A 15853-nucleotide genomic window follows, 5' to 3' on the forward strand; every position below is an offset into this window, starting at 1 on the left:
CCGGTGGCGACACCGGCGTGGCGACAGGGCTTCGCGCCGCGGAACACGCCGGGGATTGGGTACCGTAAACGAGTGACCGCTTCAGATCCCGCCGACGAGGCGACGGGCGTCGTCAGCGACGACGGCTCGCGGACGGCCGCCCCCTCCGGGCCTGTGGACGAACTGGCGATCGCGTCGGACCCCGCCGCCCCCGCATCGGAGAGCGCCGCACCCTTCGCCGCCGATCGACTCTTCGCCGGCGACACGCCCCCGTCGGATCCCTCCGTCGTCTCCGCTGTCCCGGTCGACGCCGCCGCGATCGGCGCGCTGTTCACGGTCGACCGGACGCCCGCACGACGTCGCGGCACGGCTTCGTCAGACGACCCCGCGCCGGCGTCCGATCCGGAGCCCGTGCTCGACCCGGAGCCCGTGCACGATCCGGAGCCCGTGCACGACCCGGAGCCGGCGGATGGTCCCGCGACTCCGCCACTCACGAAGCCGCCCTTCGACCCCCGCCGACGCGGCGAGGGTGAGGAGGCGCAGGAGCCCGATGAGGCCGAAGCGCTCGTCGACGGCGCGGCCGTGCAGTGGGCCGACGACAAGACGGGCGCGACCGCACTGACCTGGGTCGATGCCGCCGCCATCGGTGCGCACACGGCCACGGCGACGTTCGAGCAGACCCCGGAAACCGAACAGAACGGCGGACTCCTCCGTGGGGCTCGCCTGCGGCCGGCCATCGCTCGCCCGGGAATCCTGGTGCCGCTCGTCGCGCTCACCGCGCTGGTCGCCGGCTATGCGGGCACGACGTTGCTCTGGCCGCTGCACGAGGTTCCGCCGACGGCGCAGTCCGTCGAGTTCGACACGGTTCCCGCTCCCGCCGCGACGATCACCTGGCCGAGTGAGGGCAGCGCGTCCGTCGGCATCGCCGGGCTCACCACCGCGGCGGCGATCACCGATCCGGTGAGCATCGCGAGCATCACCAAGGTCGTGAGCAGCTTGATGGTGCTCGACCGCATGCCCCTCGCCCTCGGCGAGCAGGGGCCGGAATTCGGCTTCACCTACGGCGACAGCGTGGACTACTGGAACTACCGGCGCAGCGATCAGTCTGCACTGGATGTCCCCGTCGACGGCGTCCTCACCGAGTACCAGATGCTCCAGGGCACACTCCTCGGGTCGGCGAACAACTACATCGACCGGCTGGCCTCCGAGATCTGGGGCTCGGACCAGGAGTTCGCGGCCGCCGCCGAGGTGTGGCTGCGCGATCGTGCGCTCACCGACATCACGGTGGTCACCCCCTCCGGTTTCGACGAGCGCAATGTGGCTACCCCTGCGGCCCTGATCAAGCTCGGTGAGCTGGCCATGCAGAACCCCGTGTTCGCGGAGATCGTCGGCACCCGGTCAGTGGACCTCCCGGGTGCGGGCACGGTCGTCAACACCAACGGGATGCTCGCCGATCCGGGCGTCGTCGGCATCAAGACCGGCACGCTGGTCGGCTGGAACCTGCTGACGGCGAAAGACCTGACGATCGGGGACACCACGGTGCACCTGTTCGCGGCGGCGCTGAATCAGGCGGGCGACGACGAGCGCCTTGCTCTCACCCGTTCGCTGTTCGCCGAGACGGAGGCCGCCCTGGACGCACAGGAGGCAGCGGTCGCGAAGGGCACGGTCGTCGGACAGGTCACGACCGACTGGGGCGAGAAGGTCGACGTGGTCACCGAATCCGATGCCGATGTCGTGCTCTGGAACGGTGCTGTCGCCACCGCGACCACGGCCTTCGATCTCGGCGACAAGCGGGACGAGGACGCCACCGTGGGCACCTTGACCGCGGCCGGACCGCTCAACACCGTGACGGTTCCCCTGGTCCTGGCCGATGACGTCGAGGGGCCGAGCCCGTGGTGGCGCCTGACCCATCCCCTGGAACTGCTCGGGATCACGGACGACGGGTCCTGACACTTCGCCCGACCGGGTACAGCACGACGCCCCATCCCGCGTGAGCAGGATGGGGCGTCTGCGTGATGCCGCTCAGTCGCGAGAGGCGGAGCCGTCGGCCCCCTCCTCGAGAAGCGCCTGGGCAGCAGCCGTCTCGGCGGCAGGAACCTGCGCCCCCACCGACGCGCCGGCGACGGCCGCAGCCGCGTGCACGCTCTCCTCGTCCGCGTCACCGGTGACCACGACGGGCGTCGAGCCGGTGAGGGCCTCTTCGGCGTCGATGTCTGTGGCCGCCTGCTCGAACTGCGACTGGTACAGGCGCCAGTAGGCTCCCTGCGCGGCGATCAGCTCGTCGTGCGTGCCCTTCTCCACGATGTCACCGTGCTCCATCACGAGGATGAGGTCGGCATCGCGGATGGTGGACAGACGGTGCGCGATCACGAAGGACGTGCGTCCCTTGCGAAGGGCGGCCATCGCGTGCTGCAGCAACAGCTCGGTGCGGGTGTCGACGGCCGACGTGGCCTCATCGAGGATGAGGATCGACGGCTGTGCGACGAACGCGCGCGCGATGGTGATGAGCTGACGCTCGCCCGCGGAGACGTTCGCGGCATCCTCGTCGAGCACCGTGTCGTAGCCCTCGGGGAGGGCGTGGACGAAGCGGTCGACGTAGGTCGCCTTCGCCGCGGCGAGGACCTCGTCGTCGGTCGCGGTGGAGCGGCCGTAGCGGATGTTCTCGCGGATGCTCCCCGCGAACAGCCACGGATCCTGCAGCACCATGCCGGTGCGCGACCGCAGCTCATCCCGGGTCACCTCGGCGATGTCCTGACCGTCGAGCATGATGCGTCCGCCGCTGAGCTCGTAGAAGCGCATGATCAGGTTGACCAGGGTCGTCTTCCCCGCACCGGTCGGCCCCACGATCGCGACGGTCTGCCCCGGCTCCACCCGGAACGACAGGTCTTTGATCAGCGGACGATCCGGCGTGTACGAGAATGCGACGTTCTCGAACTCGATGACGCCCTTGCCCTCGACGAGCTCCGGAGCATCGGCATCGTCGGCCTCCTGCTCGTCCGCGTCGAGGAGCTGGAACACGCGCTCCGCCGACGCCGTACCCGACTGGACCACCGCAGCCATGCCGCCGAGCTCGGAGAGCGGCTGCGTGAACTGCTGCGAGTACTGGATGAACGCCTGCACATCGCCGAGACGGAGCTGTCCGTTCGCGACCATCAGACCACCGAGCACCGCGATGCCCACGTAGCTGAGGTTTCCGACGAACATCATCGCCGGCATGATGATGCCGGACAGGAACTGCGCCTTGAAGCTGGCCTGGAACAGCTCTTCGTTCTCGGCCTGGAACTTGTCGAGCGCGTCTTTCTCGCGTCCGAAGACCTTCACCAGCGCGTGACCGGAGAACGCCTCCTCGACGCGGGCGTTGAGCCGTCCGACCTTGCGCCACTGCGTGCCGAAGGCCTTCTGCGAGCGCGGACCGATGATGCCGAAGATCACACCCATCAGCGGCAGCGTGATGAGGGCGACGAGGGCGAGCTGCCAGGAGATCGAGAACATCATCACGAGCACGCCGATCACGGTGAGCACGGAGGTGAGCGCACCGGACAGCGATTGCTGCATCGTCTGGGTGATGTTGTCGATGTCGTTCGTGACGCGCGAGATCAGCTCACCGCGCTGCACCTTGTCGAAGTACGACAGGGGCAGACGGTTGATCTTCGCCTCGACCGCCTCGCGCAGCCGCCACATGGTGCGCACCATGATCACGTTGATGACGTACCCCTGGATCCAGGTGAGGAACGCCGCGGCGACATAGATGGCGAGGACGGCGGCGATGACCAGGCGCAGCGCGCCGAAGTCGACACCCTGACCGACCGTGAAGTCACCCAGCGCGCCGACCTGATTCGCGAAGTCGTCCTGACCCGCGCCTCGCAGCGCCTCGACCACGACGTCCTGCGATGTTCCTGCCGGGAACCCCGGGGAGTCGCCGTTCGGCTGCCCGAGTTGGATGGAGATGAACCCCTTGTAGACGAGGTTCGTCGCCTCGGCGAGCACCTTGGGCGCGGCGACCGTCAGCACGACGCCCAGCGCACCCAGGATCGACACGAAGACGAACCAGAGTGCCGAGGGCTTCAGCAACCCGATCATGCGCGCGAAGCTCGGCCCGAAGTTGTCGGCCTTGCCCGGCGCGACGCTGTCCCAGTCGCCGGAGTTCTGTCGGGCCTGCTCCGCGAGCTCGGCCTCGTACTTCTCCTCCGCCGTCAGTTCGACCTCGGCCACGGGAGCCGTGGCCTGACGGCGGCTACGCGTGGGCTTGCCCTGTTCTTTGTTCTGCTCGCTCATGCGTCCACCCCCAGCTGCGACTCGACGATCTCGCGGTAGGTCTCGCTCGTCTCGAGCAGTTCCTCGTGCGTGCCGACGCCCACCATCGTGCCGCCGTCGAGGACGACGATGCGGTCGGCGTCCGTGATGGTGGAGATGCGCTGGGCGACCACGATCTTCGTCACATGCGGGAGCTCCCTCCACAACGCCTGGCGGAGCCGGGCATCGGTGGTCAGATCGAGCGCCGAGAACGAGTCGTCGAAGACGAGGATCTGCGGCTGGTGCACGATCGCACGCGCGATCGCGAGACGCTGGCGCTGACCGCCCGAGACGTTCGTACCACCCTGCGCAATCCGCGAATCGAGTCCGTCCGGCATCTCCTCGACGAAGTCGCGACCCTGCGCGATGTCGAGCGCATGCCAGAGTTCTTCGTCGGTCGCATCTTCACGCCCGTAGCGCAAGTTCGATGCGACGGTTCCGGTGAAGAGGAAAGGACGCTGCGGCACCAGTCCGATGCTGTCCCACAGCGCTTCGACGTCGGCCTCGCGCACGTCCGTGCCGCCGACGTGCACCGCGCCGCCCGAGACGTCGAAGAGACGCGGGATGAGCGACACGAGCGTCGTCTTGCCCGATCCGGTCGAACCGACGATCGCGACGGTCTCGCCCGGCTGAGCCGCGAAGCTGATGCCGGTGAGGACCGGGGAATCGGCTCCGGGGTAGGTGAACTCGACGTCGTCGAGCGCCAGGGATCCCGGTACCGGGAACTCGGTGACGCCGTTCTCGGGACGGATCAGCGTGGATTCGGAGTCGAGCACCTCGCCGATGCGCTCGGCCGAGACCGCAGCGCGCGGGATCATCATCGCCATGAAGCTCGCCATGATCACGCCGCCCATGATCTGGCCGATGTACTGCATGAAGGCGAACAGCGTGCCGACCTGCACCGTGCCGTTGTTCACCTCGATGCCGCCGAACCAGATGACCGAGACGACGGTGACGTTGAGGATGAGCATGAACAGGGGGAAGAGCAGCACGAACAACGAGCCGACCTTGCGACCGACGACCATGATGTCGGTGTTCGCCCCGCGGAAGCGCTCTTCTTCGATGCCCTCGCGCACGAACGCACGGACGACGCGGACACCGGTGAGCTGCTCCCGCATGATGCGGTTCACGTTGTCGAGCTTGCCCTGGTAACTGCGGAACAGTGGGACCATGCGCCCGATCACGAGAGCGGCGAGGATCAGCAGCAGCGGCACGGAGACCGCGATGAGCCAGCTGAGGCCGACGTTGGTCTGCACGGCGAAGATGATGCCGCCGATCGCGAGCAGCGGCGCCGTGACGAGCATGGTCGCGCCCATCATGGCGAGCATCTGCACCTGCTGCACGTCGTTCGTGTTGCGGGTGATGAGTGAGCCGGCACCGAACTGGGAGACCTCGCGCTCGGAGAAGCCGCTGACCTTGCCGAACACGTCGGAACGGATGTCGCGTCCGGCACCCATCGCGGCGCGCGCGGCGAAGTAGGTCGCGGTGACCGAGGCGATGATCTGACCCAACGAGACCGTGAGCATGAACAGGCCGGTGCCCCAGATGTAGGCGGTGTCACCGCGGGCGACGCCCTTGTCGATGATGTCGGCGTTCAGGCGCGGGAGGTAGAGGGTCGCTGCCACGCTGGCGAGCTGGAAGACCAGCACCGCGAGCAACAGCCACCGGTATCGAGAGAGATAGCGAAAGAGGATTTTTCCCAGCACAGGCGGACTTTCTAGGAAGGATGAAGCGGCGGGTTTCTCGGCAGACGGATGCCGACCGACAACCGGCCACAAGACAGAGTGCCACGATCCGCGGACATTCGTATCCCCCTGTGGACGGACCTTCGCTGACAGCGAACCGGTTTCCCGTGCGAACAGCGGTTCGGTCCGAGCTTGTATTTACGCACTGATACAACTTGTGATAGACATGCAGTACAAAGAGAACGGACTCCGCATGCCTGACCTTTTCGCCTCCCCGCTCGCCTCCGCTCTGTGGCGCCTGGATGGCTGGCAGATGCTCGGCGCGCTCTTCACGATGCCGTGGGTCTCTCTGGTCGTCGCGGCGGTCATCGCGTGCGGCATCTGCGTGTTCCCCGGAAGGCGCGCGCAGAGGGAGAGCCGGATACGGCTCGGGGCGGCCACAGCCGGCGGCGTCGTCGCCCGCTACTCGCGAGAGCACCGCACGATCGGTCTGACGGCGATCGGAGTGGTCGTCGTCTTCCTCGCCGACAATCTGATCTCCGGATACGTGCTCGATCTCAACGGCGTCATCTCCTGGTGGCGGTACGCGATGCCGGTGTTCACGGCGTCCGTCGGCATCGGACTCCTGCTCGCGATCGTCGCGACCCTCGGGAGCACACCCCCGGAACGACCGGTCGCCGTTCCCCGCCGCACGTGGCTGACCTTCAGTCCGCGCGCAGGAACGGCGGGAGCCGCCCTCGCAGTGCTTGCTCTCACGGCGACCACGGTCCTGGCCGGTCTCGCTTCGTCGAACATCAACGGGGGTCCCTATGTCTTCCTCGAGATCGAGATCAACAACGAGCCGATCGACCCGCTCCGACCCTGGTTCTACGGCTGGGCGTACGGCATCCCCGTGCTGATCTGCACCGCGGTCCTCCTGGCAGTCATGGTGGCCGCGCTCCACGCGAGCGCCGTCCGCCCGTTCCTGCGCCCGGAGACGGTGGCCGCAGAGCAGCGGGAACGCCGCGATGTCGCGACGGCGATCACCCGGACGGCGACGTCGGCGCTCCTCCTCACCCTTGCGGGGGCGTGGCGGTTCATCGCCGATGCCGGATCGGTCGTCGGTCTGACCGTCCAGCGCGACGGCGGCTCGGACTCCTACACGGCATTCTGGCGATACGGCGAGATCGCAGGTGTCGGAGGCGGTCTGGCACCGTTGCTGGAGATCGCCGCCTTCGTGCTCCTCTTCCTGGTGATCGGGCAGCTGTACCCGCGCGATCACGGCGCGCGTACGGGCACCGAGGCCGAGAGCCCCGCCGACAGCGAGGCCGTGTGATGAGCCCGAATCCGAAGCTCTCGGCGGCAGATGAGACCAATCCTGCGCTCGACATCTACCGGCAGTTGCGCGGCCTCATCGTCTCGGGCCAGCTCGGTGCCGGCGAACGACTGCCGACCGTCCGCCAGACGGCGAGCGATCTGGGCGTCGCTCCCGGCACCGCCGCACGCGCCTACAAGATGCTCGAGGCGGACGGACTGGTGATTTCGCGCACCGCCGCCGGCACGCGTGTCTCCGAGTCGGCCGGGGTCCTCCCGGCCTCGGTGATCCGCCGCCTCCGTGACCTGGTCGACGAGGCCGACCCCCTCGGCGCCGAGCTCGACGACATCGTCGATGTGCTGCGGACGATCTGGCAGTCGCGGACGACGCCAGAGGACGCCGGGGAGTAGCCCGATCCCGCTCCGGCCCGGCCCACGTGTCGGGGACTCCCTGCCCACCTGTCGGGAGTTCCGGGCCGAACCGACTGGAAACGGCCGAAACCGTCCGACAAGCGGGCACGCTCCCGACGGGTGTGCACCGCACGCGGGCACACTCCCGGCGGCCCCGCACACCGCGCAGCGTCAGAACAGCGGCGGCCGGGGCACGTACGCCCGCGCCGGGGCACCCGCATCCGGGGCGAGCTCGGCCAGCGTCGGCGGGTCCCACTTCGGGTTGCGGTCCTTGTCGACGAGCTGCGCGCGGATGCCCTCGACGAGGTCCGGGTGCTCGTTGACGAACCACAGCACCCGCCGGTACTCGCCCTCGAGGGCAGCCCGCAACCCCGGGAGCTCGCGCGCTTCGCGCACGGCATCGAGCGTGACCGTGAGGCCGGTGGGGGCGAGGCCCGCCAAGAGCTCAGCCGTGGCGGCGGCCTCCGCGGTGCCCTGCGCCTGCAGGCGGTCGATGATCTCGCTCACGGTCGCGGCCGAGAACGCTTCGTCGATCCACGCCTTCGATGCGGGCAGCTGCGTGGGCTCAGGCGTCTCGTCGAAGAGCAGGACGATCTCGCTCGGGCCGGTCGGATCCGCACGGAACGCCAGGGCCTCCCGCAGCGCGTCCAGACGATCGGACGGCACGAAGTGGTCGGCGAACCCCAGGTAGACGGCATCCGCTCCGCTCATCGTCGCGCCGGTCAGTCCGAAATACTCCCCGAATCGGCCGGGCGCTCGTCCGAGCAGCCAGGTGCCGCCGACATCGGGCGTGAACCCGATCCGGGTCTCGGGCATCGCCAGCTTCGACCGCTCCGTGACGATGCGGATCGCCGCATGACCAGCCAGGCCGATCCCCCCGCCCATCGTGATGCCGTCGGCGAACGCCACGACCGGCTTCGGATACTCCGCGATCATCGCGTTCAACGCATACTCCGCGCGGAAGAACTCGGCGGTGCGCTCGGACTCCCCGGCGACGATCTGCGCGTGCAGCGCACGCACGTCTCCGCCGGCGCACATGCCGCGTTCCCCCGCCCCGTCGATCAGCACGATCTGCACGTCGGTGTCGTCGCGCCAGGCGTCGAGCGCCTCGGTGAGCGTCTCGATCATCCCCTCGTCGAGCGCGTTGATCGCCTCCGGACGATTGAGGGTGAGCCGCCCGAGTGCTCCTTCGGTGCGGATGAGGACACGGGATGCAGCCTGGGATTCGGTCACGCGTGCCAGGTTACCGCTTCGCCGAGGGCGGAGAATCCGCGCGAAATGCGGGATCCGACAGGCTTTTCCGGCAGGATAGGGAGGAACTGTTCACTGCGACGAGAGGTCACGGATGCCTGAAGGACAGGTGCTGGAGTTCACGCACGTGACGAAGCGCTTCAATGAGGTGACCGCCGTCTCGGACTTCTCCGCGCGCGTCGAGCCCGGCGCCGTCACCGCCTTCCTCGGCCCGAACGGAGCCGGCAAGACCACCACCCTGCGAATCCTCCTCGGTCAGGTGCGCGCCACCTCCGGAACGGCCACGATCGGCGGGACGGCCTACGCGGAGCTCCGCCAGCCGCTGCGCACCATCGGTGCCGTCCTGGAAGAGACCGTCTATCGTCCTCGGCGCACCGCCGAACGTCAGCTGACGATCGCTGCCAAGGCGAACGGCATCCCGCTGGCCCGCGTCGGAGAGGTTCTGTCCCTCGTCGGCTTGGACTCCGAAGGCGACTCCCGGATCGGCGGCTTCTCGCTCGGCATGCGTCAGAGGCTGAGCGTCGCGCACGCCCTTCTCGGCGACCCGGGTGCGCTCGTCTTCGACGAGCCGGCCAACGGGCTCGACCCCGAGGGCATCCGCTGGATGCGCCTGCTGATGCGCCGCCTCGCCGACGAAGGACGCACGGTACTCGTGTCCTCGCACGTCCTCAGCGAGGTGGAGCAGGTCGCCGACAACGTCCTGGTCCTCTCGAAGGGCCGGTTGGTGCTGGCGAGCGGTATCGAGACGCTCGCCGACCCGCAGGGCGGCTCCGTCATCGTGGATGCCGCGGATCGTGGTGCGCTTCGGGTCGCGCTCGACGCGGCAGGATTCGACATCGAGGTCCTGCGCTCAGGCCTGACCGTGCGAGGCGGCGACGCCGGGACCGTCGGAGCTGTCGCCGCGGAGGCCGGAATCGCCCTGAGCACGCTCGTGCAGCGCGGCCCGACCCTGGAAGACGTCTTCATCGACCTCATGCGCGGCGGCCGACTCGCGCCCCGCGCAGACACGAACACGCCGCCGCTCGACGCGCCGGTACTTGCCGCCACGCCTGACGACGCCGATTCCGAGCGCGCGGAGCCCGACGCCGATTCCGAGACCGCGGAGCCCGACTCCGCTGCTAGCGACGCCGCTGACGCCGAGTCCACGGTCGCCATCCCGGTAGCCGCCGCCGCGGCCTGGGCCGCCGAGGCCGCCGCCGCACCCGCCGGTGAAGCCGTTGGCGATGACCTGGCCGCAGCGGCTTCCGCGTCGGCGACCGCCGACGACGATTCGAACGACGGCGTCTCCTCGCTGTTCACCCCCGAGGCGGACGACGAAACTCCGGAGGATGCCGCTCCCGTCGCTGCACCCGGATACGAGGCGGACGAACCGCTCCCCCACGAAGACCACGAAGATCGTCACGGCGACGAGGACCACGGCGACACGAGCCGGGACGACGAGACCGACCAGGCAGAGGAGCCCCCGGCGCGGTCATTCGACGAGATCCTGTTCGGCGCGGCAGCCCCCGTCGCCTCCCCCGCGGCCACGGGTGACCGGGAATCGCCGCGGCACGACGTCGCCGAGGTCTTCACGACGAGTGACGACCCCGAGGCGGACACTCCCGCACAGACCTCTGAGCACGACGACACCGCCTCAGACGACACCGCCGCAGACGACACCGCCGGAGACGCCACCGCCGGAGACGACACCGTCGCGGACGAGCGGATCGTCAGCACGGAAGGCGCCGACGCCCACAACGACGACGCAGCGGAGGACGATGCCCCCGCCGGTGTCGAGATCTTCGCCGACCTCGACACCGCCGCGGAGGATGCCGACGGCGCCGAGGACACTGCCGAGACCGAGGAGGACGCCGATCCGCGGTCGGCAGCCGTCAGCTCGATGCTCGCCGCGGCCGCACGCGCGTACTACGAGGACGAGCCGAAGGACTACCCGCTGGGGCAGGACGCCGAGGCCACCGACGATGCCCCCGTCCAGGACGGTGCCCACTGGAGCGTCGCCTCCACCGGCGTGATCGACACCGTTCCGCTGGCCGAGTCCGAGTCCGAGTCCGAGGAAACGAGCCTCGAGGAATCCGGCGACGCCGAGGCGACGGACGGCCAGGATCACGACGGCGAGAACCACCACGGGTGACCCGCCCGCTCATGCAGCAGAACGCCCTCCCGGCCTGACGGCTGCGGAGGGCGTTCCCTGTCGTGGGGCGCGGATTCGCGCGTCGGTCGCCCTGTGCTCAGGCGGGCCGGGGGCGGATGACCGGCCGGCGGCTCCCCTTCGTCACGGGGGTCGGCGCCGTGGCGACGATCTCCTCGACGTTCGCGGGCTCCGAGGACACGTCGAGTCGGAGCGCTTGCGTGAGCGCGAGGCCGTGCCGGGTCGTGAGGATCAGGCGGCGGTACTGATCGTCGCCCTCGAGGTCGATGACGACGCTCGGGCGACGGCGGCGGATGAGCACGAAGTCGAGGCTGCCCGCGGCCTTCCAGCTTCCCGCGGCCAGGACGCCGGGGATGTGCGTGCCGGGATTCGGCACCCCTCGCAGCCAGGTCCACGCGTCGTCGGTCAGTTGGACCTTGGTGATGGTGTCGCGCACGATCCGGAGGTTCTCACGGTGGAAGGTCGCGGCTCGTTCCAGCGGCGAGAGCACGACTTCGAGTTGCGTCTGGTCCAGCAGCAACGTCACCATGACACTTAGTCTGCCAGCGCCGTCCTGCCAGTTGTCTGGAAGTTGCTCACAGGAACGCAACGATCCCTTGTGGGGTCACACCATTCCCCGGCGCGCTACGGGCGAGCCGCCGCCGCGGCCTCCGCGGCAGCCGGCAGCGCCGCTTCGATGAGCCCGAGCTCCTCGTCACCGTGCGCGGCGGTCAGGAACCAGGCCTCGAAGACACTCGGCGGCAGGGCCACACCCTGCTCCCGCAGCGTGTGGAAGAACGGCGCATAGCGGAACGACTCCTGCGCCTGGGCCTCGGCGTAGTTCCGCGGCACGGAGGCGCGGAACGAGGCGCTGAACAGGTTGCCCGCCCGCGCGACCGCGTGAGTGACCCCGGCAGACGTGAGCGCGGCATCCAGGGCCGCAGAGAGCCGAGCGGAGGCGGCATCGATGGTCGCATAGACCTCGGGCGTCGCGAGTCGCAACGTCGCGAGGCCCGCCGCGACCGACAGCGGATTCCCCGAGAGCGTCCCCGCCTGATACACCGGCCCCAAGGGAGCCAGCAGGTCCATGACCTCGGCCCGCCCACCGAGCGCGGCCAGCGGCATCCCCCCGCCGACGACCTTGCCGAAGGTGACGATGTCGGGCAGGTAGTCCTCGCCCTCCGAGGCCTGCAGTCCCCAGAAGCCTGCGGGGTGCACGCGGAACCCGGTGAGCACCTCGTCGAGGATCATCAGCGCACCGTGCGCGTGCGCGGTCTCGGCGATCAGGCGGTTGAATCCCGGCACCGGCGGGACGACGCCCATGTTCGCGGCCGACGCCTCGACGATCACGGCCGCGATCCGCTGTCCGTGCTCGGCGAACACCGCGGCCAGCGCCTCGGGATCGTTGTACCCGATCACGAGCGTCTGCGCGGCGATGGGAGCCGGTACTCCTGCCGATCCGGGGAGCGCCAGGGTCGCGACACCGGAGCCCGCTTCTGCGAGAAGACCGTCCGAGTGGCCGTGATAGTGCCCGGCGAACTTCACGAGCAAGTCGCGGCCGGTGGCTCCGCGCGCGAGACGGATCGCCGTCATCGTGGCCTCGGTCCCGGTGGACACCAGTCGAACGCGCTCGATCGGGCGGATCTCACCGAAGCGGACCCGGTCGGCGATCAACGCCGCGAGTTCCACCTCGCCCTCGGTCGGAGCACCGAACGACAATCCGCGGGTCGCGGCCTCCTGCACCGCGGCGACGACTTCCGGGTGCGCGTGTCCGAGGAGCGCGGGCCCCCACGAGGCCACCAGGTCGACGTACTCGCGCCCCGCCGCATCCGTCACCGTGGCGCCCGTGGCTGACGCCAGGAAGCGCGGTGTCCCCCCGACCGAACCGTAGGCGCGCACCGGCGAGTTCACGCCGCCGGGGATCACCGCCCTGGCAGCGGAGAACAGGTCGTCATTGCGGTCGGTCATGAAAGCTCCTTGCGATGCGCGGAGCCGTCCCGGCATCCCTTCCAGGCTAACCGTCGTGCACGGCCTCCGAAGACGTCAGCCGCGCAACCAGCCCGCAGCCTCGGTCGCCCAATAGGTCAGCACCGCATCCGCGCCCGCCCGTCGGATCGAGAGCAGGGATTCGAGCACGGCGGCCCGCCGGTCGATCCAGCCGTTCGCGCCGGCGGCCTCGATCATCGCGTACTCGCCGGAGACCTGGTACGCCCACACCGGAACGCTCACGGTGTCGCGCACCTCCCGCAGCACGTCGAGGAACGCCATCGCCGGCTTCACCATCACGATGTCGGCGCCCTCGGCCTCATCGACGACGGCCTCACGCACGCCCTCGCGGCGGTTGCCGGGGTCGAGCTGGTACGTGCGCCGGTCACCCTGCAGCTGCGAGTCGACGGCTTCACGGAACGGTCCGTAGAAGGCGCTCGCGTACTTCGCGGCGTAGGCGAGGAGAAGCGTGTCGGTGAAGCCCTCGGCATCCAGGGCAGCGCGGATCACCGCGACCTGGCCGTCCATCATGCCGGAGAGCCCGAGGAGCTGCGACCCCGCCCGCGCCTGTGCGAGCGCCATCGAGGTGTACCGCTCCAGCGTCGCGTCGTTGTCGACCGAGCCGTCGGCCGCGAGCACGCCGCAGTGACCGTGGTCGGTGAACTCGTCGAGGCAGAGGTCCGTCTGGACCACGAGTGCGTCGCCGACCTCGGCCGCGAGCGCCGCCGTGGCGAGGTTGAGGATGCCGTGCGGGTCGTCGGCGCCGGAGCCGCGGGCGTCGCGGACCTCCGGGACGCCGAAGAGCATCACACCGCCGACACCCGCTTCCGCCGCCTCCACCGCCGCCGCGCGCAAGGAATCGATCGAGTGCTGCGCGACACCGGGCATCGAGCCGATCTGCACCGGTTCGGTGAGTCCTTCGCGGACGAACAGCGGGAGCACGAGCTGCCGCGGCTCCAGCGAGGTCTCGCGCACGAGGTCGCGCACGGCCCGAGACCGGCGCAACCGCCTCAGGCGAACATCGGGGTAGCTCACGGTGCGAACTCGTCGGCCGCGTGCGGAAGGGTGAAGTGCGAGACGGCGTCGATCAGTGCGTCGATCGTCTGCCGGTCGGCGACCACCGACACGGGCAGTCCTGCGAGCTGGGCATCCCTCGCTGTCCGTGGGCCGATCGCGGCGAGCAGCGTCTCATCCGGAATCTCCGGGAACTGCTCGCGCACCTGCTGGGCGACCGAGCCGCTGGTGACGAGGATCGCGTTGATGCGGCCGTTCTCGACATCGCGGCGGATGCGCTCCGTCACCGGGACGCCGACCGTCCGGTAGGCGACGACACCGTGGACATCGTGCCCCGCCTCGGAGAGCAGACGGCTGAGCACCGGCTTGGCGATCTCGCTGCGCAGGGCGAGGATGCGGCGCGGTTCCTTCTCGAGTCCGATGAGCTGCCGCGCCATCCCTTCGGCGGAGTTGTCCTGCTCGGGGACGAGCGCGACCTCGTAGCCGACGGCCTGCAGAGCAGCGGCCGTCGTCTCACCGACCGCGGCGATCTTGGTCGATCGCGGCACGATCGCCCGATGGGCGAAGAGGACGTCCACGGTCGTCGCACTGGTGATCGTGAGCCAGTCGAACTCTCCGGCGGCGAGCTGCGCGAGCGCGGTGTCGAGCGTCGCCTGGTCGGTGGTCGGGGCGAAGTTGATCAGCGGCGCCACGACGGGGACGGCGCCCAGCGCCCGAAGGCTCGCGGCGACGCTGTCGCCCCACGGCCCGCCACGGGGCACCAGAATGCGCCAGCCGTCCAGCGGTCGGTCCTGCTTGATTTCTTCGGAAGTGGTCATGAGGATTGCTCTCGGGATACGAGGCCGGCCGCCCCTTGATCGAGCAGCCGACGGGCAACAGTGAACCCGAGCTCGCGCGCTGCGTGCATCGGGTCTGCACCATCGGCAGCATCCGCTCCATTGCCACTGCCGTTCCGACGAATATACTCCCCGTTCAGGTCTTCGGTGACGTCGAGGCCGATCCGGCGCCCACCGTCCGTCGCGTAGACCACCGTTCTGACACGGATCGACGAGCCGTCGACGACGGCATGCGCGGCCATCGGCGCCTGGCATCCCGCATCGAGTCCTTGCAGGATCGCGCGCTCCACCGTGATGGCCAGCCGGGTGTCCCTGTCATCGAGACCGGCGAGGGCGTCGAGCAGCTCCCGGGGCGCGTCCGCACGGGTCTCCACCGCGAGCGAACCCTGCCCCGGAGCGGTCGGCCACTCGGCGAGCCCGAGCTCCTCGCGCTGGAGGGGAGTCCTCGCATCGAGCCGCGACAGCCCTGCCGCAGCGAGGATCACGGCATCCAGCTCGCCCGAGACGACCCGCGCGAGACGTGAATCCACGTTCCCCCGGATGTCGACGACCTCCGCACCCGGCGCGCGCCGGTGGACCTGGGCGATGCGCCGCGGAGAACCGGTGCCGACCGTGCTGCCGGAACGCAGCTCGTGGAGCGGGACGCCGTCGCGGGTGAGGACCACGTCTCGCGGATCCTCCCGTTTCGGTGTCGCGGCGATCACGAGCCCCTCGGGGACTGCGGTCGGCAGGTCCTTGAGCGAGTGGACGAGGAAGTCGCACTCCCCCGCGAGCAGCGCCTCGCGCAATCGCGTGGCGAAGATGCCCTGGCCACCGATCTCGGACAGGGAGGCACGGTTCGTGTCGCCCTCGCTGGTGATCGGGACGAGTTCGACAGGGCGACCGGAGAGCTTCTCGAGCGCGGTCGCGACATGGCCCGACTGCGCCTGCGCGAGCGCGCTGCGACGGGTTCCCAGACGGATGGGGGTGCTCATGGC

12 protein-coding genes are annotated in these 15853 nt (G+C 69.6%); 4 read left to right on the plus strand and 8 right to left on the minus strand.

The window, feature by feature from the left end; translation table 11 throughout:
- Window positions 1–72: 72 nt before the first annotated feature.
- A complete protein-coding gene (locus ACLF6J_RS15855; RefSeq protein WP_134352355.1) occupies window positions 73–1929 on the plus strand; it encodes a D-alanyl-D-alanine carboxypeptidase in 1857 nt (618 codons plus the stop codon).
- Between the two features lie 72 nt (window positions 1930–2001).
- Here the strand turns inward: ACLF6J_RS15855 and ACLF6J_RS15860 are convergent, their stop codons facing one another.
- On the minus strand, window positions 2002–4254 hold the full coding sequence (locus ACLF6J_RS15860; protein WP_134352356.1) for an ABC transporter ATP-binding protein: 2253 nt from the start codon (window positions 4252–4254) through the stop codon (window positions 2002–2004).
- On the minus strand, window positions 4251–5978 hold the full coding sequence (locus tag ACLF6J_RS15865; protein ID WP_134352357.1) for an ABC transporter ATP-binding protein: 1728 nt from the start codon (window positions 5976–5978) through the stop codon (window positions 4251–4253). Before ACLF6J_RS15865 ends, ACLF6J_RS15860 begins: the two co-directional genes overlap by 4 nt.
- A gap of 232 nt (window positions 5979–6210) precedes the next feature.
- Between ACLF6J_RS15865 and ACLF6J_RS15870 the strand changes: the two genes are divergently transcribed.
- Window positions 6211–7272 carry a hypothetical protein gene (locus ACLF6J_RS15870; protein ID WP_134352358.1) on the plus strand — a complete coding sequence of 354 codons (1062 nt, stop codon included), beginning with the start codon at window positions 6211–6213 and terminating at the stop codon, window positions 7270–7272.
- Complete coding sequence (locus ACLF6J_RS15875) at window positions 7272–7661, plus strand: GntR family transcriptional regulator (protein ID WP_047520986.1); 390 nt, start codon at window positions 7272–7274, stop codon at window positions 7659–7661. Before ACLF6J_RS15870 ends, ACLF6J_RS15875 begins: the two co-directional genes overlap by 1 nt.
- Window positions 7662–7832: 171 nt before the next feature.
- Here ACLF6J_RS15875 and ACLF6J_RS15880 read toward each other — a convergent pair whose 3' ends face one another.
- Complete coding sequence (locus tag ACLF6J_RS15880; protein WP_134352359.1) at window positions 7833–8894, minus strand: enoyl-CoA hydratase/isomerase family protein; 1062 nt, start codon at window positions 8892–8894, stop codon at window positions 7833–7835.
- Between the two features lie 112 nt (window positions 8895–9006).
- Here ACLF6J_RS15880 and ACLF6J_RS15885 point away from each other — a divergent pair, with 112 nt between their 5' ends.
- Window positions 9007–11043, plus strand: a complete 2037-nt coding sequence (locus tag ACLF6J_RS15885; RefSeq protein WP_208526485.1) for an ATP-binding cassette domain-containing protein — start codon at window positions 9007–9009, stop codon at window positions 11041–11043.
- Between the two features lie 97 nt (window positions 11044–11140).
- Here ACLF6J_RS15885 and ACLF6J_RS15890 read toward each other — a convergent pair whose 3' ends face one another.
- The 5 genes from ACLF6J_RS15890 to hemC form a co-directional block, all read right to left on the minus strand.
- Window positions 11141–11590, minus strand: a complete 450-nt coding sequence (locus ACLF6J_RS15890) for a hypothetical protein (RefSeq protein WP_131493338.1) — start codon at window positions 11588–11590, stop codon at window positions 11141–11143.
- Window positions 11591–11685: 95 nt separating this feature from the next.
- Entirely contained in the window at window positions 11686–13008 is a 1323-nt protein-coding gene (gene hemL / locus ACLF6J_RS15895) for a glutamate-1-semialdehyde 2,1-aminomutase (protein WP_134352360.1), read from the minus strand.
- Between the two features lie 75 nt (window positions 13009–13083).
- Window positions 13084–14061, minus strand: a complete 978-nt coding sequence (gene hemB / locus ACLF6J_RS15900) for a porphobilinogen synthase (protein WP_134352361.1) — start codon at window positions 14059–14061, stop codon at window positions 13084–13086.
- A complete protein-coding gene (locus ACLF6J_RS15905; protein ID WP_047520995.1) occupies window positions 14058–14858 on the minus strand; it encodes a uroporphyrinogen-III synthase in 801 nt (266 codons plus the stop codon). The genes hemB and ACLF6J_RS15905 overlap by 4 nt, the downstream gene beginning before the upstream one ends.
- On the minus strand, window positions 14855–15850 hold the full coding sequence (hemC, locus tag ACLF6J_RS15910; RefSeq protein ID WP_134352362.1) for a hydroxymethylbilane synthase: 996 nt from the start codon (window positions 15848–15850) through the stop codon (window positions 14855–14857). Before hemC ends, ACLF6J_RS15905 begins: the two co-directional genes overlap by 4 nt.
- Window positions 15851–15853 lie beyond the last annotated feature (3 nt).

It is taken from the genome of Microbacterium sp. IO18, from assembly GCF_049099505.1.
In the GTDB taxonomy this organism is placed as follows: Bacteria; Actinomycetota; Actinomycetes; order Actinomycetales; family Microbacteriaceae; genus Microbacterium; species Microbacterium aurugineum.

Bases quoted from the DNA above. Each gene is read 5' to 3' on its own strand.
- ACLF6J_RS15860 (WP_134352356.1), bottom strand. From the start codon at position 4,254: ATGAGCGAGCAGAACAAAGAACAGGGCAAGCCCACGCGTAGCCGCCGT.
- ACLF6J_RS15870 (WP_134352358.1), top strand. From the start codon at position 6,211: ATGCCTGACCTTTTCGCCTCCCCGCTCGCCTCCGCTCTGTGGCGCCTG.
- ACLF6J_RS15905 (WP_047520995.1), bottom strand. From the start codon at position 14,858: ATGACCACTTCCGAAGAAATCAAGCAGGACCGACCGCTGGACGGCTGG.
- ACLF6J_RS15885 (WP_208526485.1), top strand. From the start codon at position 9,007: ATGCCTGAAGGACAGGTGCTGGAGTTCACGCACGTGACGAAGCGCTTC.
- ACLF6J_RS15875 (WP_047520986.1), top strand. From the start codon at position 7,272: ATGAGCCCGAATCCGAAGCTCTCGGCGGCAGATGAGACCAATCCTGCG.
- ACLF6J_RS15890 (WP_131493338.1), bottom strand. From the start codon at position 11,590: ATGGTGACGTTGCTGCTGGACCAGACGCAACTCGAAGTCGTGCTCTCG.
- hemL (WP_134352360.1), bottom strand. From the start codon at position 13,008: ATGACCGACCGCAATGACGACCTGTTCTCCGCTGCCAGGGCGGTGATC.
- hemC (WP_134352362.1), bottom strand. From the start codon at position 15,850: ATGAGCACCCCCATCCGTCTGGGAACCCGTCGCAGCGCGCTCGCGCAG.